Annotated in this window: 15 protein-coding genes; 11 read left to right on the top strand and 4 right to left on the bottom strand. The window is 70.2% G+C overall.

Going from position 1 to position 20640, the window contains the following annotated elements:
- The first annotated feature begins 78 nt into the window (after positions 1-78).
- Positions 79-1083 (top strand): hypothetical protein, encoded by a 1005-nt coding sequence (locus tag SPR02S_RS01210; protein WP_019055105.1) that lies wholly within the window; start codon positions 79-81, stop codon positions 1081-1083.
- 99 nt (positions 1084-1182) lie between these two features.
- Here the strand turns inward: SPR02S_RS01210 and SPR02S_RS01205 are convergent, their stop codons facing one another.
- The 3 genes from SPR02S_RS01205 to SPR02S_RS01195 all read right to left on the bottom strand — a co-directional run bounded on the left by SPR02S_RS01205 (position 1183) and on the right by SPR02S_RS01195 (position 5963).
- Complete coding sequence (locus tag SPR02S_RS01205; protein ID WP_019055104.1) at positions 1183-2043, bottom strand: membrane protein; 861 nt, start codon at positions 2041-2043, stop codon at positions 1183-1185.
- Between the two features lie 194 nt (positions 2044-2237).
- Positions 2238-3353 carry a metallophosphoesterase gene (locus SPR02S_RS01200; protein WP_086021577.1) on the bottom strand — a complete coding sequence of 372 codons (1116 nt, stop codon included), beginning with the start codon at positions 3351-3353 and terminating at the stop codon, positions 2238-2240.
- Between the two features lie 1497 nt (positions 3354-4850).
- On the bottom strand, positions 4851-5963 hold the full coding sequence (locus SPR02S_RS01195) for a LacI family DNA-binding transcriptional regulator (protein ID WP_078622773.1): 1113 nt from the start codon (positions 5961-5963) through the stop codon (positions 4851-4853).
- A gap of 495 nt (positions 5964-6458) precedes the next feature.
- Here SPR02S_RS01195 and hisC point away from each other — a divergent pair, with 495 nt between their 5' ends.
- The 6 genes from hisC (at position 6459) to SPR02S_RS01165 (ending at position 16880) form a co-directional block, all read left to right on the top strand.
- Entirely contained in the window at positions 6459-7538 is a 1080-nt protein-coding gene (gene hisC, locus SPR02S_RS01190) for a histidinol-phosphate transaminase (protein WP_019055101.1), read from the top strand.
- Positions 7539-7842: 304 nt separating this feature from the next.
- Positions 7843-9351, top strand: a complete 1509-nt coding sequence (locus SPR02S_RS01185) for a cytochrome ubiquinol oxidase subunit I (protein ID WP_019055100.1) — start codon at positions 7843-7845, stop codon at positions 9349-9351.
- 21 nt (positions 9352-9372) lie between these two features.
- On the top strand, positions 9373-10377 hold the full coding sequence (cydB, locus tag SPR02S_RS01180; protein ID WP_019055099.1) for a cytochrome d ubiquinol oxidase subunit II: 1005 nt from the start codon (positions 9373-9375) through the stop codon (positions 10375-10377).
- Between the two features lie 101 nt (positions 10378-10478).
- Complete coding sequence (gene cydD / locus SPR02S_RS01175) at positions 10479-13976, top strand: thiol reductant ABC exporter subunit CydD (RefSeq protein ID WP_026150105.1); 3498 nt, start codon at positions 10479-10481, stop codon at positions 13974-13976.
- A gap of 61 nt (positions 13977-14037) precedes the next feature.
- Positions 14038-15726, top strand: coding sequence for a sensor histidine kinase (locus tag SPR02S_RS01170; RefSeq protein ID WP_026150104.1), 1689 nt, complete (start codon positions 14038-14040; stop codon positions 15724-15726).
- A 113-nt stretch (positions 15727-15839) separates the two neighbouring features.
- Positions 15840-16880: a M23 family metallopeptidase gene (locus SPR02S_RS01165; RefSeq protein WP_026150103.1), complete on the top strand. Its 1041-nt coding sequence runs from the start codon at positions 15840-15842 to the stop codon at positions 16878-16880.
- 77 nt (positions 16881-16957) lie between these two features.
- Here the strand turns inward: SPR02S_RS01165 and SPR02S_RS01160 are convergent, their stop codons facing one another.
- Positions 16958-17845, bottom strand: a complete 888-nt coding sequence (locus SPR02S_RS01160; protein ID WP_174447511.1) for a Cof-type HAD-IIB family hydrolase — start codon at positions 17843-17845, stop codon at positions 16958-16960.
- A gap of 752 nt (positions 17846-18597) precedes the next feature.
- Here SPR02S_RS01160 and SPR02S_RS54925 point away from each other — a divergent pair.
- The 4 genes from SPR02S_RS54925 (at position 18598) to SPR02S_RS01135 (ending at position 20497) form a co-directional block, all read left to right on the top strand.
- Positions 18598-18903, top strand: a complete 306-nt coding sequence (locus SPR02S_RS54925) for a helix-turn-helix domain-containing protein (protein WP_078622772.1) — start codon at positions 18598-18600, stop codon at positions 18901-18903.
- 219 nt (positions 18904-19122) lie between these two features.
- Positions 19123-19743, top strand: coding sequence for a DUF2975 domain-containing protein (locus SPR02S_RS01145; RefSeq protein WP_019055093.1), 621 nt, complete (start codon positions 19123-19125; stop codon positions 19741-19743).
- On the top strand, positions 19743-19967 hold the full coding sequence (locus SPR02S_RS01140) for a helix-turn-helix domain-containing protein (RefSeq protein ID WP_019055092.1): 225 nt from the start codon (positions 19743-19745) through the stop codon (positions 19965-19967). Before SPR02S_RS01145 ends, SPR02S_RS01140 begins: the two co-directional genes overlap by 1 nt.
- A 50-nt stretch (positions 19968-20017) precedes the next feature.
- Positions 20018-20497 carry a DUF3515 family protein gene (locus tag SPR02S_RS01135; RefSeq protein ID WP_019055091.1) on the top strand — a complete coding sequence of 160 codons (480 nt, stop codon included), beginning with the start codon at positions 20018-20020 and terminating at the stop codon, positions 20495-20497.
- Positions 20498-20640: the final 143 nt, after the last annotated feature.

Raw genomic sequence — 20640 nt, 5'->3', positions numbered from 1 at the left:
CACCCCCCGTTGATTGGCTCTGCTCCAGGGGGTTGAGTGGCTTCGGAGCCGTGTTGTCGTGGGTCGGGGGACTGGGGGATGGGGACCGTGAATCTTCTGCAGGTGACGGACGAGGCGCAGTCGTTGGCGTGGGACGGCGATGGTCTGGTCGATGTCGTGGGTGGTCGGCGGTGGGGGCCTGATGGTGTGGGGCGCCAGGTCTCGGACGATCATGGGTATTCCTTCGACCGGAGCGTCCGCTCTCCGTCCGGCCGCTTCACCGTGGTCTACGACGAGCGGGGCACCGAGGCACTGTTGCTCAAGGGCGATCGGCCGGTCCGCGAGCTGGGCCGCAGTGAAGACCACGCCGAGGACTTCGACTATCCGGTCGCCCTCGGGGTGCTGCGGGAGGGCCGTGAGGTACTGGTGCACTGCCCGGACCAGTACGACCTGCTGGAGATCGAGGACGCGGAAACGGGCGAACGGCTCACCGGCGGCGACCGTACTCGGAACGACGTCCTCCACTCGCGGCTGGCGGTGTCTCCGGGCGGTACTCATCTTCTGTCGGCGGGCTGGGTGTGGCATCCGTACGGGATCGCCGAAGTCTTCGACCTGGAACGGGCGTTGAGGGATCCCGCTGTGCTCGACGGCCGTGGCGTGCCGTCCTTCTACCCGGCCAACAGTTCCGAGGTGATCTCGGCCTGCTGGCTCGACGGTGACCGGGTGGCGGTGGCGACCGGGGAGGAGTTCGTCGACGAGGAGGAGAGCGCGGAGACCGAAGGCCTGGGCAAGCGGCAGTTGGGCGTGTGGTCGCTCTCCGAGAAGCGGTGGGTCCATCGCAACAGGGTCGACTTTCACATCGGCACGCTGATCCCGCGGGGTGACACGCTCGTCTCGCTGTACGGGCATCCCCGGCTGATCGACGTCACGACGGGGGTGTCGCTGGCGGAGTGGCCGGCTGTGGAGGTGCCCAGCAGGGAGGGGAGTTACGGAATCACCCACATCCCGACGCCCGTCGCGGCCCTGCATCCGGACGGCAACCGACTGGCTGTTGCCCAGACCGCGAGCATCGCGATCATCGACCTTCCCGGCAAGGCTTCCTGAGGGGAGTTGCCGTTCGACGCGCGTCACTCGGCCGCCCCTGTGTCCCCGTGACCCGGCGTTCGGCTTGCGCTCCCCTGGTTGGGGGCGCAAGCCGAGGGGCTACTCCGGCTGGTGTTCGGGCCCCCCGAAGTCCGGGCTGCTGAAGTCCGGGCTGCTGAAGCTCGGGCGGTGGCCCGGTTCCGGGCCGTCGTCGGGGCTGGAGAAGCCCGGGCGGTCGTAGCCGAGGTGCGGCATGCGACTCGGTCCCGGAGGTGTCGTACGGCGTACCGGTGCCGTCCCCGGAGCCGCGAGCGCGTCCTGGAGGAACGGCAGGATGCCGCGTTCCAGGAGGGCGTCGTGCCAGGCATCCCTGGCGCGGGCCACTTCGCCGCCCGCCTCGCCGTAGGGGCCGGTGTCGGGCGAGGGCCTGTTGCGCAGGGCGGTGAGCAGCAGGCCGATGGCGGCGACGAGGATCGCCGCGGCGGTCATCGCGCCGAACACCCAGCCGGCGGTGAGCATGGTCTGGGCGAACGCCGGTTCGGGGGTGAGCATCTTGAGGATGTAGCCCACGAGCAGGAAGATCGCCGCGGCCGTGCCGGCGAGGACTGGGGTGAGGACGGCGGCGACGGCGATGGCGCCCGCACCCTCGGCCGCTTCCCCCAGGGTGGTGGCGAGCCCCATCGCGCCCACGCCGACCGGCTCCGCGGAGCCGGTCTCGTGGACGGTCGACGGGGTGGACGACGCCGGCTGGCGCAGTTCCTCGCGGACCTTCACGTAGTGCTGGTACTCGGTCGCCGCGGCCGCCGTGATGAGTGCGGTGGCGTTCAGCGCCATGGTGCGCAGCTGTTCGGGGTTGAGCCGCTTACCGACTGCGGCCAGTTCCGGGCGGGTAGGGGCGGAGCGCAGCGCCTCGTCGAGGATCCGCTCGTACTCCTGGCGGTCCTCGCTGTGCAGGTGCTGCGGAACGCTGTTCATGTGCATCCCCCGATGCTCCGTAGGGCTTGGGGCTCGCATGCCAACGAGCCGTCGGGCAGAAACGGAGGGGAGCCTGCTACGGATAAGCCGATGGTAGAGCGGCGACGGCACACGGTGACAGGGGGTTTCCAGAAATTGGCCCCTGGCCAGCGATGTCGTCGGCCGGTCCTCCGAGGGGGGGACGTCTGCCCGTTAAACGCTCAGATATCCAGCGGCAGTTGCTGGACCAGCAGTTTTCCGGCCATGGTCACCCCGCCGTCCATCGCGATGGCCAGTCCTTCGGCGTAGACGTGCGGTCCCTCGACCACGGGACCCGCGGAATCCTCGCCGTCCTCGGAGCCCACGTCGCCCAGGAGATAGGGAATCGGGCTGTGGCCGTGCACGATCCGGGTCCCGCCGTACATGTCGAGCAGGGAGCGGACATGTTCGGCGCCGCCCTCGTCGCGGAAGGAGAAGCGCTTGGTGAGCTTGCGGAACACGTCCCAGACCTCGTCCGCGTCGTTGCGCGTGAGGGTCTCGCGGACGTTGTCGTTGACGGCCTCGATCGAGTCGCCGTAGTCGAGGTACGCGGTGGTGTCGGAGTGGACGAGCAGGTGCCCGTCGACCTGCTCCATGGCGTCCAGGCGGGCCATCCACTGCAGGTGGACGTCCTGGAGGCGGTCCATGTCGGTCTTCTGGCCGCCGTTCAGCAGCCAGGCCGCCTGGAAGGTGGCGGTGCCCGCGCCGGAGTTGACGGGGGTGTCGCCGAACCGCTTGGCGCCGAGCAGGAGCAGCTCGTGGTTGCCCATGAGCGCCTTGCAGTAGCCGCCGGCCGCGGCGGCCTCGGCGGACAGCCGCATCACCAGGTCGATGACGCCGATGCCGTCGGGCCCGCGGTCGGTGAAGTCGCCGAGGAACCAGAGCCGCGCGGTGCCCGCGCACCAGCTGCCGGCCGCGTCGATCAGGCCCTTCTCCCGCAGCGCGGCCACCAGTTCGTCCAGGTAGCCGTGCACATCCCCTACGACGAACAGCGGACCGGGGCCCTCCGTCGGCTGCGGAGTCGCCACCGACGCCGGGTCCACCGCGACCTGAACCGTGTCACCCCGACGGATGACGGGCAGGTCGCGCTGCGTGGGTGTGTAGCCCTCCGGATAGACCTCGTCGAAGGCCTCCTCAAAGGCCTCCTCGTCAGGTCGTACGGCCTCGCCGGGCTGCGCGCTGTCGGCGTACGGACCGGTCTCGTGGACGTACGCGGGTACCCGGAAGTCGCGCAACGTCGCCGTCCGCTCCATCTCGGGTCCCTGACCGGCCCCCTGAGTCATCGACCCCTCCACCATCGCGCCGCAGCTGCACCGCGTCGGACTGCCTGGTCGCAGCGGCCCGCGGTGTCGTGGGCCCATCATAGGAATGCGGATCGCGCCATGTGATGACCCAGGGGTGGTGAATCGGAGCAGGACCCCACTCCACCGCGGCTTTCGCCCCGATTGGGCCGGGCTTCGCCCACTCACCGTCTGCTTGACGGGGGTTGGTTCGCGCCGTGAGGGCGGCTGGAATTCGCCGGTGGGTGGGGCGGCTGGGGTGGGGCGTCCGGGGTGGGCTGGGGTGGAGCGGCTGTCCGGTGGGGGTGCGGGGTGCCTGTCCGGGGGTGGTGCCGGGTGGTCACCTCGGTAGCGATGTTGGTTGCTTGGTTGCTCGCCTCGGCGTGGGTGCGGGGTGCGGGGTGCGGGGTGCGGGGTGGCGGGTACGGGGGTGCCTGTTCCGGGTCGGGGCCGGTGACTGCCGTGCCTGGTCTGGTGCCGGTCGCTCTGTCCCCGCCCACGGTGCGCTCCTGCCCCACGGTGCGCTCCTGCCCCACGAGGGTGCCGTTCCGTAGTCCGCTCTGTGCGGCGCCGGCGCCGGTACTGACCGCCTGCGTGGCTCCGGCGCCGGTCGCCCCCTGGTGGTGCCGGAGCCACGCCGCTCGTCCTGCCGACCCCGGTGCCAGGTGGGAGTCCCGGCGCCGGGGTCGGCCCGAAACAGGCGTCTGAGGGGTGCCTGTACGGGCTGTGTGCCGAGGAGAGTCCCCAAAGTCCCCAGTACCGCCCCGGCCACCCCCATGGGGCCTGGCGGCACTGCCCCGGCCGCGCTCGTGGCACGCGGCGCGTACGCAGAGCCCGGCCTGGGCCGGAACTGGGACGGTGGGCGGGAGTTCGGGCACCGTCCCGCCCACCACGGGCCCCGGCGTGAGCCCCAACACGGACCGGCTCCCCACGGGAAGAGGGCGCAAGTCCGGGCCCCTGCCCCGCCGGACCGCGGTACCCGGTGGGAGTCCGAGCACCGCCTCGCCCGCCACCACGCCCCGAGGGAAGTCCTGGCACGGTTCCTGCCGCCGGCGGTCAATCGAGGTAAGCCCCAGCACCGTTCCCGCGCCTGACGGTCACCCGGGGGAGTCTCGACGCAAGCCGACCCCAGGGGTCGTACCGGACGAGCGCCCCGGCACCGAACCTCACGGATACCCGGAGCAACCCCGATCCCGATCCCGATCCTGAACTCGATCCCGACCCCTGCCCGACCACCGACACCCGCCCGACCACCGGCACCCGGTGGGAGTCCGTACACCGCCCCGTCGGCCCCCCACCCCGAAACCTGCTCGGCACCGCGCCAACCTCGTCACGGCACCCGAAGCGAACCCGCCCCCACCTTCGCCCGCCCCCGGCACCCAGCCGAGCCCGGACACCCCCACCCCTCGCCCCGCCCGAGAGGAGAGAGCGCACCGGCAACGACCCCGCACCCGCCGGAGGGGAAAGAGGCAACCGGCAACGCCTCCCGCCCCCGGACCCCCGGGGCCCCCGCCCCTACTTCCCCTCAGGCGACCGAGGCGGACTCACCGTCGTCCGAGGCGGACGCCGCTGGGACGACGTCCGCACGATCAGCTCCGTCGGTATCACCTGCTCGATCGGCAGGTCGGATTCAACCCCCTCGATCGCGTCGATGAGGAGCTGCACCACCGCCGTACCGATCCGCCGCGGCTTCAGCGACAGCGTCGTGACCGGCGGCTCGGTGTTCGCGTACACCGTGGACTCGCTGCAGCACACGAGCAGCAGATCCTCCGGCACCCGCATCCCGTAACGACGGGCCGCCGCCAACAGATCCGTGCCGTTGGGATCGAACAGGCCGTAGACCGCGTCCGGCCGGTCGGGCCGGGCGAGCAACCGATCGGCGGCGACGGCCCCCGCGCACGGATCGTGCGCCGGATACGACTCGTACACCGGATCCTGGCCCACCCGCTCACACCAACGCAGGTATGCGGTCGTCGAGAGATGCGTGTACGTGTCCGTGCTCGTGCCCGTGAGCAGGCCGATCCGGCGGGCGCCGGCGTCGGCCAGGTGGTCCAGGATGCCCAGGACCGCGGCCTCGTGATCGTTGTCGACCCAGGCGGTCACCGGGAGCGAGCCGGCCGGGCGGCCGTCGGAGACGACCGGTAAACCCTGCCGGACCAGCTCGCTGACCACCGGGTCCTGGTCGGACGGGTCGATGACGACCGTGCCGTCCAGGGCGACGTTCGACCACACGTCGTGGCGCGAGGTCGCCGGGAGGATCACGAGGGCGTAGCCGCGGGCGAGCGCGGCCGAGGTGGCGGCGCGCGCCATCTCGGCGAAGTACGCGAACTCGGTGAAGGTGAAAGGTTCATCCCCGTACGTCGTCACGGTCAGGCCGATGAGGCCCGACTTGCCGGTACGGAGTGTGCGAGCCGCCGCTGAGGGCCGATAGCCCAGCCGGTCGGCGACTTCGCGGACATGGCGTCGGGTGGCGTCCGGGAGCCGGCCCTTGCCGTTGAGGGCGTCGGAGACGGTCGTGATGGAGACTCCGGCCGCGGCGGCCACGTCTCTGATTCCCGCCCGGCCCGGCCGGCTTCCTCGACGAGAGGTTTCCGCGCGGCTCACCTGGTGCTTCCCTGCTGCTGTCATGGCGAGCCGATAGTAGGGCTCATGCGGTGGGGTAGTGCGGACGCATATGCACGCGTTGACAGGCACGTTTCTGCAAGGTCAGAAGGGGTCAACTACCTTAGAAACAAAGTCAGTTAAACGATGCAATGGCATTACGTGACTTGTCGGCGCGCATGGGCCTGCCAAGCCCCCCATGTTTCGAAGAGGTCTCAACTCACCTGTACGAGGGATGCGCGCCACGGCGCGAGCTACCAGCGCATAGATATATGTACAGCGCGCCCCCGGTTCGTGCGCCTTCGTACGGTGTTGCCCCTGATGCGGATGTGACGCGTGGGGCGATCCCGACGGACTCCCGACAGACACCGGGCGACTGCTCACGCGGACGCCGGAAGCTGCTCACGCGGACACCCGAGGTTGTTCAGGCGCACGGGATCTGTACGCCCCGCCCCCGAATCCTCATAAGGTGAGCAGTATTGATAGCCGGTGGTGCCGGTGGTGGTCACAAGGAGGACTGCGGTGAGCGAGACGAGCCCGAAGCTGCGCGCCGAGCTGGAGGGTATCCCCACCTACAAGCCGGGCAAGCCTGCCTCGGCGGACGGTCCGGTGGCCTACAAGCTGTCCTCCAACGAGAACCCGTATCCCCCGCTCCCCGGCGTGATGGAGAGCGTCACCGCGGCGGCCCTGAACTTCAACCGGTACCCCGACATGGCGTGCACCGGCCTGATGAACGAGCTGGCGGAACGGTTCGGCGTCCCCGTCTCCCACCTGGCCACCGGCACCGGCTCGGTCGGCGTCGCCCAGCAGTTGATCCAGGCGACCGCCGGCCCCGGCGACGAGGTCATGTACGCCTGGCGCTCCTTCGAGGCGTACCCGATCATCACGCGGATCAGCGGTGCCACGCCGGTGCAGGTGCCGCTGACCCCGGGCGACGTGCATGACCTGGACGCGATGGCCGACGCCATCACCGACCGGACCCGGCTGATCTTCGTCTGCAACCCCAACAACCCCACGGGCACGGTCGTCCGCCGGGCCGAGCTGGAGCGCTTCCTGGACCGGGTGCCCGGCGATGTGCTCGTCGTCCTGGACGAGGCCTACCGCGAGTTCATCCGTGACATGGACGTGCCGGACGGCGTCCAGCTCTACCGCGACCGGCCGAACGTCTGCGTCCTGCGGACCTTCTCCAAGGCGTACGGCCTCGCCGGGCTGCGGGTCGGTTTCGCGATCGCCCACGAGCCGGTGGCGGCGGCGCTGCGTAAGACGGCGGTGCCCTTCGGTGTGAGCCAGCTCGCGCAGGACGCGGCGATCGCCTCGCTGCGCGCCGAGGACGAATTGCTGGGCCGCGTCGGCTCGTTGGTCGGCGAGCGTACCCGCGTGGCCGACACGCTGCGCGCCCAGGGCTGGACGGTCCCGGAGACCCAGGCCAACTTCGTGTGGCTACGGCTGGGGGAGCGCACGCTCGACTTCGCGGCGGCCTGCGACCAGGCGGGCGTGGTGGTGCGGCCGTTCGCGGGCGAGGGCGTGCGGATCACGATCGGGGAGACCGAGGGCAACGACATCTTCCTGAAGGTGGCGGAGGGGTTCCGCAAGGAGCTCTAGCCGTCGCCGCGGAGCTGCTCCGGCGTTCGCCATGAAGCTGCTCCGGCGTTCGCCGGCGGTGTGGTTCGTCACTCCCGCCGACGTGAGGGTTCGTAACGAGTGACGTCAGGGGGGTTGCCTCAGGGGGACCCCCCTCCGTAATGGGCTTCCGGACGGTACCCCCCTTCCGCTGCCGAAAATCCGTACGTCATAATAGCTTGTGAATGTGAACGCGTTCACAAGCGTGTCCCGGTTCGTCCCATGATGTGTGCGACAAAAGGGGCAAACTGCCGCTGTACCACGGCGACGTAAGGAGACTGACGACGTGGAATTGGCTCTGGCGCCGGAGACACTGGCGCGATGGCAGTTCGGCATCACCACCGTCTACCACTTCCTGTTCGTCCCCCTGACGATCTCGCTCGCCGCTCTCACGGCCGGCTTGCAGACCGCGTGGGTGCGCACGGAGAAGGAGAAGTACCTCAGGGCCACCAAGTTCTGGGGCAAGCTCTTCCTGATCAACATCGCCATGGGTGTCGTCACGGGCATCGTGCAGGAGTTCCAGTTCGGCATGAACTGGTCCGCCTACTCGCGGTTCGTCGGTGACATCTTCGGTGCCCCGCTCGCCTTCGAGGCGCTGATCGCGTTCTTCTTCGAGTCCACCTTCATCGGGCTGTGGATCTTCGGCTGGGACAAGCTGCCCAAGCGGATCCACCTGGCCTGCATCTGGATGGTCTCGATCGGCACGATCCTGTCGGCGTACTTCATCCTCGCGGCCAACTCGTGGATGCAGCACCCCGTCGGCTACCGGATCAACAAGGCGAAGGGCCGTGCCGAACTCACCGACTTCTGGCACGTGCTGACCCAGAACACCGCCCTCGCGCAGGCCTTCCACACGCTCTCCGCGTCCTTCCTGACCGGCGGCGCGTTCATGGTCGGCATCGCGGCCTTCCACCTGTTCCGCAAGAAGCACATCGCGGTGATGAAGAGCTCGCTGCGGCTGGGCCTGGTCACCGTCGCCATCGCCGGCCTGCTCACCGCGGTCAGCGGTGACACCCTCGGCAAGGTCATGTTCAAGCAGCAGCCCATGAAGATGGCCGCCGCCGAGGCGCTGTGGGACGGCCAGGACTCGGCGCCGTTCTCGATCTTCGCCTACGGCGACGTCAGCAAGGGCCACAACAGCGTCGAGCTGTCCATCCCCGGGATACTGTCCTTCCTCGCCGACGACGACTTCAGCTCGTACGTCCCCGGCATCAACGACACCAACAAGGCCGAGCAGGCCAAGTACGGTCCCGGCGACTACCGGCCCATCATCCCCGTCACCTTCTGGGCGTTCCGCTGGATGATCGGCTTCGGGATGGCGTCCTTCGCCATCGGCCTGGCCGGACTCTGGCTGACCCGCAAGAAGTTCATGCTGGCCCCGCACCTGCGGGTCGGTGACGACGAAGTGCCGAACGTCGTCCTCTTCAAGAACAAGACCCTCGGCCCGAAACTCACCAAGCTCTACTGGCTGGTGTCCATCTGGACCCTCGGCTTCCCCCTCATCGCCAACTCCTGGGGCTGGATCTTCACCGAGATGGGCCGCCAGCCCTGGGTCGTCTACGGCCTCTTCCAGACCCGCGACGCCGTCTCCCCCAGCGTCTCCCAGGGCGAGGTCCTCACCTCGATGATCGTCTTCACCTCGCTCTACGCCGTCCTCGCCGTCATCGAGGTCAAGCTGCTCGCGAAGTACGTCAAGGCCGGCCCGCCCGAACTCACCGAGGCCGACCTCAACCCGCCCACGAAGATCGGCGGCGACTCCCAGGACGCCGACAAGCCGATGGCCTTCTCGTACTAGGCCGAGGGAGCTGCAACTGTCATGGAACTGCACGACGTCTGGTTCGTCCTCATCGCCGTCCTGTGGACCGGCTACTTCTTCCTGGAGGGCTTCGACTTCGGGGTCGGCATCCTCACCAAGCTGCTCGCCCGGAACCGCACCGAGAAGCGGGTCCTGATCAACACGATCGGCCCGGTCTGGGACGGCAACGAGGTCTGGCTGCTCACCGCCGGCGGCGCGACCTTCGCCGCCTTCCCCGAGTGGTACGCCACCCTCTTCTCCGGCTTCTACCTCGCCCTGCTGATCATCCTGGTCTGCCTGATCGTCCGAGGCGTCGCCTTCGAGTACCGGGCCAAGCGGCCGGAGGAGAACTGGCAGCGCAACTGGGAGACGGCCATCTTCTGGACCTCGCTGCTCCCCGCCTTCTTGTGGGGTGTGGCCTTCGGCAACATCGTGCGGGGCGTGAAGATCGACAAGAACTTCGAGTACGTAGGCAACTTCTGGGACCTGCTCAACCCGTACGCCATCCTCGGCGGCCTGGTCACCTTGACCCTCTTCACCTTCCACGGCGCGGTGTTCACGGCGCTCAAGACGGTCGGGGACATCCGGGTGCGGGCGCGGAAGCTGGCCCTTCAAGTCGGGCTCGTCACCGCCCTGTTGGCGCTGGCGTTCCTGATCTGGACCCAGGTCGACAGCGGTGACGGCAAGAGTCTGGTCGCGTTGATCGTGGCCGTCGTCGCACTGGTCGCGGCGCTGGGGGCGATCCAACTCGGGCGTGAGGGCTGGTCGTTCGCGTTCTCGGGCGTCACCATCGTGGCCGCCGTCGCGATGCTCTTCCTGTCGCTCTTCCCGAACGTCATGCCGTCCTCGCTCAACCCGGACTGGAGCCTCACGGTCACCAACGCCTCGTCGAGCCCGTACACCCTGAGGATCATGACCTGGTGTGCGGGGATCGCCACGCCGATCGTGCTGCTCTACCAGGGCTGGACGTACTGGGTGTTCCGCAAGCGGATCGGCACGCAGCACATCGCCGAAGCGGCGCACTGAGTCTGAGCGCCGAGTCCGACTTGGGGCATGTTTCACGTGAAACATGCCCCCTTGGGCCCCGTTGAGAAGTCGGGACCTCCCGAGAAGAGGGTGTGTTTCACGTGAAACCAATCGACCCACGGCTACTCCGATACGCCCGTGCCACCCGGCTGTTCATGGTGGCGGTCGTCGGTCTGGGTGTCGTCGGGGCGCTGCTGGTCATCGCGCAGGCGATGCTCATCGCGGAGGTAGTGGTCGGTGCCTTCCAGCACCGGATGTCCGTCGGTGAACTCGGCACTCCCCTGCTGCTGTTGGCGTCGGTCGCCGTCGGCCGCGCCCTCGTCTCCTGGCTCACCGAACTCGCCGCTCACCGAGCCAGCGCCTCCGTGAAGTCGGAGCTACGGCGACGGCTGCTGGAGCGGTCCGTGGAGTTGGGCCCTGGCTGGCTGAGCGGGCAGCGGACGGGTTCGCTGGTCGCCCTCGCCACCCGGGGTGTCGACGCCCTCGACGACTACTTCTCGCGCTATCTCCCGCAGTTGGGCCTCGCGATCGTCGTCCCGGTGGCGGTGCTGGCCCGGATCGTCACCGAGGACTGGGTCTCGGCGGCGATCATTGTCGGCACGCTGCCGCTCATCCCGCTCTTCATGGTGATGATCGGCTGGGCCACGCAGTCCCGGATGGACCGGCAGTGGCAGTTGCTGTCGCGGCTCTCCGGGCACTTCCTGGACGTGGTCGCGGGACTGCCGACCCTGAAGGTGTTCGGCCGGGCCAAGGCACAGGCGGACTCGATCCGGCGCATCACCGGCGAGTACCGCCAGGCGACCATGCGGACCCTGCGGATCGCCTTCGTCTCCTCCTTCGCCCTGGAACTGCTCGCCACCCTCTCCGTGGCCCTGGTCGCCGTGACGATCGGCATGCGCCTCGTCCACGGCGACATGGACCTCTACATCGGTCTCGTCGTCCTCGTCCTGGCCCCCGAGGCGTACCTGCCGCTGCGTCAGGTGGGCGCGCAGTACCACGCGGCGGCGGAGGGCCTCGCGGCGGCCGAAGAGATTTTCTCGGTACTGGAGACACCGGTACCGGCTACAGGCACCGCCGAAGTCCCCTCCGACGCCCTGGCCTTCGAGGGCGTGACGGTCCGGTATCCCGGGCGGTCCGCAGACGCCGTGTCGGACGTCTCCTTCGCCGTGGACCCCGGCGAGACGGTCGCCCTCGTCGGACCGAGCGGCTCGGGCAAGTCCACTCTGCTGAACGCCCTGTTGGGATTCGTCCGGCCCGCTGAGGGCCGGGTGCGCGTCGGGGGAGTCGATCTCGCCGACGTCGACCTGGAGCGGTGGCGGTCGCGGATCGCCTGGGTACCGCAACGGCCGCAGTTGTACGCCGGGACGATCGCCGAGAACGTGCGGCTCGCCCGGCCCGACGCCGACGACACCGCAGTACGGCGGGCGTTGGCCGATGCGGGCGCCCTGGACTTCGTGGACGCGCTGCCCGAGGGCATCGGGAGCGTGCTCGGCGAGGACGGGGCCGGGCTGTCCGCCGGGCAGCGGCAGCGGCTCGCGCTCGCCCGGGCTTTCCTCGCCGACCGGCCGGTGCTGCTCCTCGACGAGCCGACAGCCGCGCTGGACGGAGCGACCGAGGCCGAAGTGGTCGAAGCGGTACGGCGGTTGGCGGTCGGGCGGACTGTGCTGCTCGTGGTGCACCGGCCGGCCCTGCTGGCGGTGGCCGACCGGGTGGTGCGGGTGACGGAGGGCGTGGCCGCGATGCACGCGGAGGCCACGCCTGCGCTCGCCGATCCGAGCCCGGCCTCGTCGGAGACGCCGGTGAGTTTCGTGGCTCCCGACGAACCCGAGACAAGGCTCGCGGCGCACGCGGGTGGTGTCCTCTCCCGGGTCCGTGCCATGTCCGGTGCCCGGCGCGGACGCCTCGCCCTGGCGCTGCTGCTCGGAAGTCTCGCGCTGGGCAGTGCTGTTGGGCTGATGGGCACCTCGGGATGGCTGATCTCGCGGGCCTCGCAGCAGCCGCCCGTGCTGTATCTGATGGTGGCGGTGACGGCGACCCGGGCCTTCGGGATCGGGCGGGCCGTGTTCCGGTACGCGGAGCGGCTCGTGTCGCACGACGCGGTGCTGCGGATGCTGGCCGACACCCGGGTCGCCGTCTACCGGCGCCTTGAACGGCTGGCGCCCGCCGGGCTGCGCGACACCCGGCGCGGTGACCTGCTCTCCCGGCTCGTCGCCGACGTGGACGCGCTCCAGGACTACTGGTTGCGCTGGCTGCTGCCCGCCGGGGTCGCGGTCACCGTCTCCGCGGCGACGGTCGGCTTCACCGCCTGGCTGCTGCCCGAGGCCGGTGCCGCCCTCGCGGTCGGTCTCCTCGCGGCCGGCGTCGGTGTCCCCCTCGTCACCGGCGCCGTGGCCCGCCGTGCCGAACGGCGGCTGGCCCCCGCCCGTGGGGTGCTCGCCACCCGCGTGACCGAACTACTCACCGGAACGGCCGAGTTGACGGTGGCCGGTGCGCTGCCCGCCCGTACGGCGGAGGCCAAGCGGGCCGACAGCGCACTCACCCGGATCGCCTCCCGCGCCGCCACCGCCACCGCGCTCGGCGACGGCCTCACCGCGCTGATCTCCGGCCTGACCGTCGCCGCCACCGCCCTCGTGGCCGCCCAGGCCGTCGCAGCGGGACGGCTCAGCGGTGTCCTGACGGCCGTCGTCGTCCTCACCCCGCTCGCCGCCTTCGAGGCCGTCCTCGGACTGCCCCTCGCCGTGCAGTACCGGCAGCGGGTCCGCAAGAGCGCCGAGCGCGTGTACGAGGTGCTGGACGCCCCCGAGCCCGTACGGGAACCGGTGCGGCCCCGCCAGGCGCCCGCGACACCCTTCCCGCTCGTCGTACAGGGACTGGCGGCCCGGCACTCCGGCCAGGACCGGGACGCGCTCACCGGGCTCGACCTGACGTTGGAGAAGGGCCGCCGGGTCGCCGTCGTCGGCACCTCCGGGTCCGGCAAGACGACGCTGGCGCAGGTGCTGCTGCGCTTCCTCGACGCGGACGCGGGTTCGTACACGCTGGCCGGTGTGGACGCGTACGCCCTGGACGGCGACGACGTACGACGGCTCGTCGGGCTCTGTGCCCAGGACGCGCACCTCTTCGACAGTTCGGTGCGGGAGAACCTGCTCCTCGCGAAGAAGGACGCGACCGAGGACGAACTGCGGGCCGCGTTGGGCCGGGCTCGGCTGCTCGACTGGGCCGGCGGGCTGCCCGAGGGCCTGGACACGCTGGTCGGTGAGCACGGGGCGCGGCTCTCCGGCGGTCAGCGGCAGCGGCTGGCGCTCGCCCGCGCGCTGCTCGCCGACTTCCCGGTCCTCGTGCTCGACGAGCCCGCCGAACACCTGGACCTGGCCACCGCCGACGCGCTCACCGCCGATCTGCTGGCCGCCACGGAAGGCCGTACGACACTGCTCATCACGCACCGGCTCGCGGGCCTGGAGGACGTGGACGAGGTGATCGTGCTGGACGAGGGACGGGTGGTGCAGCGGGGGCCGTACGCCGAACTGGCCTCGGTGGAGGGGCCGTTGCGGGGGATGGCGGAGCGGGAGGCGGAGTCGGAGTTGTTGGTGGCGGCCGGGTAGGGAGTCTGGCGGCCGAGCTTCTCGACTTTCCGTGACAAACGGGACTAATTAGGCTCGGTGTATGTCAGCCGCCGCGCGTCCCGGTCCCCCGCCGCCGCCCACTCCGGGACTCTCGGCCGAACTGGCCGTCCGTGTGCCGCAGTTGCTGGAGGCGATGCGGTCCGTGGGGAGCGGGCTCGAACTGCACTCCACGCTGGAGCGGATCTGTGAGGCGGCGGCCACGCTGACGGACGCCCGCTACGCGGGGATCGGTGTCGTGGACGAGGACGGCGACGCGCTCGCCGACTTCGTCTTCCACGGGGTCGACGCGGGTACCGCGCGCCGCATCGGGCGGTTTCCCGACGGGCACAAGGGGCTGCTCGGCGCGCTCATCCGGGAGTCGGAGCCGGTGCGGCTGGCGGATGTGACCGAGGACCCGCGGTCCTGTGGATTCCCCGAGCACCATCCGCGGATGCGTGGCTTTCTCGGAGTTCCCGTCCGCGTCTCGGGGGAGGTCTTCGGGAACCTCTATCTGGGCGAGAAACGCGGCGGGGACCCCTTTAACGACTACGACGTCAACATGGTCCGGGTGCTGGCGACCGAGGCGGGTATCGCCATCGGCAACGCCCGGTTGTACGAGGCCGCCAAGCAGCGCGAGCGGTGGATCGACGGGTCGGTGGCCGTCACGACCGCCCTGTTGTCCGGCGGGGACGCCGAGGACGCGCTGCAGGTCGTCGCGGAACGGGCCCGCCGGCTCTCCGGTTCGGCGGCCGGGATCGTGCTGCTGCCTGCCGCCGAGGGCGGCATGGAGATCGTCGCCGTGTCCTCGGAACAGCCGTCGGACCAGCTCGGCAGGGTCGTCGCGCCGGACAGCGAGATCGTGGCGCAACTCCTCGACGGACGCCCGGTGTTCGTGGCGGACGCGGCCACCGATCCCCGGATGCTCAGCGCCCTCGCGCGCGCGTACGGGCCGATCATGGCGCTGCCCCTGCAGAGCGGCGGGCGGGTCATGGGGGCCCTGGTCACACCCCGCGCGCGGGGCGAGCGGCCGTTCAGGGAGGACGAGCGCACGCTTGCGATCCAGTTCGCCTCGCAGGCAGCGCTCGCGCTGATGATGGCCGAGGCGCAGCGCGACCGGGAGCGGCTCGCGGTGTACGAGGACCGCGACCGGATCGCCCGTGACCTGCACGACCTGGTCATCCAGCGGCTGTTCGCCACCGGGATGCTGCTGGAGGGCGCCCAGCGCGGGTCGCTCGTCCCCGAGGTGCGGCGCGGTGTGGGCAACGCCGTCGACGAACTCGACGTCACCATCCAGGAGATCCGCACCGCGATCTTCGCGCTCCAGCAGGGTCCCGCCGAGGCGCCCTCCGGGCTGCGTACGCGAGTGCTGCGGGAGATCAACATGGCGGCCGTGCCGCTCGGTTTCAAGCCCGGGCACCGTTTCGTCGGCGTGGTCGACACGACGGTCGGCGACCTCACCGGCAAGAACCTCATCGCTGCCCTGCGCGAGGCCCTCTCCAACGCGTTCCGGCACGCGGCGGCGGCGCGCATCGAGGTCGTCGTCGACGCGACCGCGACCCTGCCGGACGGCCGGCCCGGCGTACGGCTCACCGTCGCGGACGACGGCGTCGGCATCCCGGCGGGCGGTCGGCGCAGCGGCCTGAAGAACCTCAAGCGCCGGGCCGAATCCCTGGGCGGCGACAGCTGGTACGGGCCGGGCATCGGCGCGGACGGCGGCGGTACGACGGTGGTGTGGCAGGCACCCCACTGAGCCCCACTGAACCGGTCAGCACGGCCCTCCGCTGAGCCGTTCGCAGCAGCGCGTCCCCCATGCGTACGACTTGAACAGGGCCTTCGTCCCGCGCGCGGGTCACGATCGCTGACATGCGCTCATCTCGCCGTCGTCCACTGCTCGTTCCGGTGTTGCTGTGCGCGCTCGCCGTTCTGGCGGCCCGCCCCGGTGACGACGATCAGCCCGCCGCGGGCATTAGCGCGCAGGTGGCGCGGCTGTACCAGGACGCGGCCCTGGCGACCCAGCGGTACGAGGCCGGGCGGCGGGAGGCCGACGCGCAACGGGCCCGCGCCCAGCAGGTCGAGGCCCAACTGGATGGCGAACGGCGGGAGATCGCACGGCTGCACGAGGACCTGGGCCGGATCGCCCGCGCCCAGTACCGCAGCGGCGGCGGTATCCCGATGGCGGCCCGGATCATCCTCGCGGACAGCCCCGAGGACCTGATGCGCGATCAGCATGTCTTCTCCCAGGCGGATCTGGCCGTCGGCAACGCGATCGGCAGGAGTCACCGGGCCGAGGTACGGCTCGCCGGTGACGAGGCGAAGGCCGCGTCGGCGTGGCGGACGCTGGAGAAGCGGAACGCCGAACTCGCCGAGCTGAAGCAGGGCATTCAGCGCAGACTCGACGAGGCGCGCGGCCAGTTGCAGGGCCAGGCGGACGCCTCGGTCGCGGCGGGCAGTTGCCGGGGCGCGGTCCGCCTCGACCAGCCGCCGGACCGGGTCACCGCCCCGTGGGTCGCGCCGGTGGAGCCCGTCGACCTGTCCGCGGGCTTCGGCAGCGGCGGCTCCCGCTGGGCGAACCGGCACACCGGCCAGGACTTCGCGGTGCCCATCGGCACGCCGGTGCGGGCGGCCGGGGCGGGCCGGGTGGTACGGGTGTCCTGCGGCGGCGCCTTCGGCATCGAGATCGTCATCGAGCACCCGGGCGGCTACTACACGCAGTACGCCCACCTCGCCGCCGTCACCGTCGACCAGGGGGACCGCGTGACCACCGGCCAGTGGATCGCCCAGTCCGGCACGACCGGCAACTCCACCGGCCCACACCTGCACTTCGAGGTACGGGTCACCCCGGACATGGGATCGGCGGTCGATCCGCTGCCTTGGCTTGCACAGCGGGGAGTCTCCGTCGGCTAGGGCACGTGCCGCTCGCGTAAGGGGCACGCGCCAGGCCGACGCCCGTTACCACCGGCCGCCGATGCTGCTGGCCGCCGTTACTGCCGCTCCGCCAACATCCGCTCGATCACGACCGCCACCCCGTCCTCGTTGTTGTCGACGGTCCGCCCGGAGGCCGCGGCGAGCACGTCGGGGTGCGCGTTGCCCATCGCGTACGACTGTCCCGCCCAGGTGAGCATCTCGACGTCGTTCGGCATGTCCCCGAAGGCGACGACCTCCTCGGGAGCGATACCGCGCTCCGCACAGCACAGGGCGAGCGTGCTGGCCTTGGAGACGCCGGGCCCGCTGATCTCCAGCAGGGCGCTGGGGCTGGAGCGTGTGACGTTCGCGTGGTCGCCGAGGGCGAGGCGGGCGACGTTCAGGAAGACGTCCGGGTCCAGCTCGGCGTGGAACGCGAGGATCTTCAGCACCGGCTCGTCGGCCCCCAGGGCGTCCGGCGCCAGGAGCTTCTCGGCGGGGGCGAGGGTGTCCGGTATCTCCATGTGCAGCTTCGGATACGCCGGCTCCTGGTAGAAGCCGTACGTCTGCTCGATCGCGTACACCGTCCCGGGCGCCGCCTCGCGCACCAGCCGTACGGCGTCGAGGGCGTTCTCCCGGGCCAGCTCGCGGACCTTCACGAAGCGGTGGGCGCCGGGGCCGCCGTGCAGGTCGACCACGGCGGCGCCGTTGCCGCAGATCGCCAGGCCGTGGCCGTGGACATGGTCGCTGACGACATCCATCCAGCGGGCGGGGCGGCCGGTGACGAAGAAGACCTCGATACCCGCCTCCTCGGCCGCGGCCAGGGCCGCCACCGTGCGGGGGGACACCGTTTTGTCGTCGCGCAGCAGAGTGCCGTCCAGGTCGGTGGCGATCAGCCGTGGCGGGACGGCGGCGGCCGGGGTCTCGGGCTGTCGAGTCGCTGAGGTCACCGGGCCATTCTCCCGCATATGCCTGCACGGCTGTGCGGGAGAGTGCACAGGTGAGTGGTTACCGCCTCTGCCAGGGCGGTGTGCTCCACGGTCCCGGCCGAGCCGCGGTGCCGATTCGGCCGAGCCGGGCGGACGCTTCCCTGGCGATCCGGGCAGGATCATGTTGACAGTTGCCATGTCCCTGCCGATCGCCGCGCAGGCTCCTCGACCTGCCCGCGAATGGCGTGAACCGACTGCTCAGGGGTGCCGTTCTCGAATGGTCCGGGTCGCTGGAGCCGACTTTTCTGTGCAATAGTAAACGGTCGCAAATGCTCCGGAGGCGGACCGGAGCCACCGGCACCTTCGGTGGCGCCGGACCTGCGGCGTTCGGTGAACTCGCCCTGAACGAACCGGACTCCGGTCTGTACCAGGGTGACGGGGTCGGCGCCGTCACCACCCGCCCGGTGCGATGCAAACTCAAAAATGCCTCAACTCCCTTTACTTTAGGTAACGTCCATCGTCTACTGACTCCTTCTCGCTGTGACGCGTCTCCGGGCGTGGGTGACGGACCTCGACGGCCGCCGCCCAAACGGCCCTTATCGGCCGTAGCGGAAGGGAGGTGCGCCCTGCGGGAAGTGCAGATCTGCGACACCGTCGACCCGACCGATCGGATCACGGTGCCACCACAACCGCCGCCCAGTACCGGAACTCCGGCATGCAAGCAGCGTAAGGAGGTTCAAGGGGACACCGGCTGAGGCGGTCACACAGAGATCAACGGGGAGAACATCGCTTTGACTTACCTCGCGAAGGACGATCAGGTACCGAGGCCACAAGGGGACTCGAGCTCCACCCCGGCCACTCCGTCAGCTCCAGGGGACCCTCATGCCATCCCCTCGCTCACCCCCCGAGAACGCCAAGTTCTCGTACTGCTCAGTCACGCCGCGGACAATCGCGAGATCAGCCGCCAACTGGGCATAGCCGAACGCACCGTCAAGGCACACCTGACCAACCTCATGGTCAAGATCAAAGTGACCGGCCGTACGGAGGCGGCCCTCTTTGCCTACGCCCATCACGGCAGCCTCGCCGAGGGGCTCTGAGGATCTCGGTCGCCCGCCCTGTCCGGGGGTTCTTCTCACGCGAGGCCGCGGGGGCCTCGCGTGCGGCGGTGAGGCGGTTGCCGCGGGCGCTCCGTTCTGACGGAGTCGTCCGCGCGGCACCCGCCTCGTCCGCCGCCACACCCCGGGCTTGACAGCGTGCATATCGCTTATCGATACTATCGATAAGCGATATGCACGCTGCGTGCGACAGGGGGAACCGTGGGTACGAAGTCCTGGTGGAACCGGACCGACAGCCGACTGCTGGAGGCGGCTCTGGGCCTGGCCGCTCTGCTCGACGCCGTCTTCGGGGTGCTGATCCCGGCTCTCGGGGTGGCCGGTCTCATCGATCCCGTGGACACCCGCGAGGTCACGCCCGAGACCGCGACCCGGGTACCGGGCACCGTGACCGACGCGGTGGCGGGCCACGGCATGACCCTCACCGGCACCCATCGGGCCGACCTCGTCCTCGCCCACCCCGACCTCGGCCAGCGCCTGTTGCTCGCGCTGCCGGATGTCGTCGGCAGTCTGCTGCTGCTTCTCGTCCTGATCCTCCTGCTCCAGATGACCAGGACGCTGCGGGACGGGGACGTCTTCGTACCGAAGAACGCCCGCCGGCTGAGCGTCATAGGGCTCACGGTGCTGGTGCAGGCCGTCCTCTCCCCGGTGCTGCCGTCGCTCACGACGGAAGCACTGGTGAGCGGCACTCCCATGGCCGATCAGGTCCCCTTCTCGGTCACCTTCACCGGTGAGTACGTCCTGCTCGCCTTCCTCATCCTGGCGCTGGGCGAGGTCTTCCGGCGGGGTACGAAGCTCCGCGCCGACACCGAAGGGCTGGTCTGATGCCGCCGGACGAGGAACACCGGGTCAAGGTCCACCTGGACCGGCTCCTGGCCGAGCGCGGCATGACCCTGTCCGAACTGGCGGCCAAGGTCGAGGTGACGGTGGTCAACCTCTCCGTCCTGAAGAACGACCGGGCGAAGGCGATCCGCTTCTCCACCCTCACCGCGATCTGCCGCGAACTGAACTGCCAGCCCGGCGACCTGCTCAGCGTCCGCGAGGACTGACCCAGGCCGACGAAGGCCCACAACTCCACCATCTAGACAAGGGATTACTCATGGGGATGACCTCTGTCCGGCGTCTGGCACAGATCGGTGTGATCACCGTGTGTGCCGCCGCTCTCGCGGCGTGCGGGACCTCCTCGCGTTCCTACAACGTGTCGGGAGCTCCGGGGGGCAACAGTGCCGGCTGCTCCGGTCTGGTGAGCAAGGCGCCGCAGAAACTGGCCGGCCACGGGCGCACCGACTCCGACCAGAAGGGCACGGCCGTGTGGGGGGACGGCGATGTGATTCTCCGCTGCGGGAACATCTCGGACGTCCCGGAGTCGGCCGCGTGCACGTCGGTGAAGGGGGTCGGCTGGGTCGTGAACGACAAGAAGACCCACGGCGGGGTGAAGACGGTTCTGTCGTACGGGCGCAGCCCCGCGGCCGAGGTCACCATGTCGGAGCGGATCAAGGACAAGGACGCCGTCATCGGTGAGATGTCCGGGATCGTGTCGGGGCTGGCCAAGCAGAAGGCGTGCGCGAAGCAGGGCTGACCTGCTGCTCCCGAGCTTCTGGGGCCGGTGTTCCGAGGCTGTTCGAAGGGGCCCTGAGGCAGCCCTGAAGGGCAGGATGCCCGAAGGTGCGATGGTGGCCGGTGGGGCCAGAGCCGTAGAAATCAGTGGAACGCGCGTACGGA

Origin of the sequence: Streptomyces prunicolor NBRC 13075, assembly GCF_000367365.1 — a bacterium.
GTDB classification, from domain to species: domain Bacteria; phylum Actinomycetota; class Actinomycetes; order Streptomycetales; family Streptomycetaceae; genus Streptomyces; species Streptomyces prunicolor.
This window is presented reverse-complemented; position numbering and strand designations above follow the sequence as displayed.